This window comes from Flavobacterium polysaccharolyticum, from assembly GCF_038739875.1.
Classification (GTDB): Bacteria; Bacteroidota; Bacteroidia; order Flavobacteriales; family Flavobacteriaceae; genus Flavobacterium; species Flavobacterium polysaccharolyticum.
Window position 1 is genome coordinate 1 of the sequence record NZ_JBCGDP010000086.1, and the last position, 310, is coordinate 310.

General features: G+C 41.3%; 1 protein-coding gene. It reads left to right on the forward strand.

Annotated elements, in window-relative coordinates; translation table 11 throughout:
- Positions 1-310: hypothetical protein (locus WFZ86_RS20200; protein ID WP_342693625.1), on the forward strand; the 310-nt coding region annotated here is incomplete at both ends.

Below are 310 nucleotides of genomic sequence, written 5' to 3' on the forward strand. Positions count from 1 at the left end.
GTCTTGTTCGTCAGCAGAAACCAGTACGATTAGCAATTACAATGCATCGAATACATATACTTTTGACCCAGCTACACCAGGAATTACAATCAACACCACCACAGGATTAAGTAGTGGATTGATCGTTGGAACAGATTATACAGTAACATCAGGCAATGGAAGTTGTACCTCAGTAGCATCAGCCATCTTTAACAATGCAGCGCAATTGGTTACGCCAGCTGTTCCGACAATTAGTTCGACAGCAGCGTCTTGTTCGTCAGCAGAATCCAGTACGATTAGCAATTACAATGCATCGAATACATATACTTTT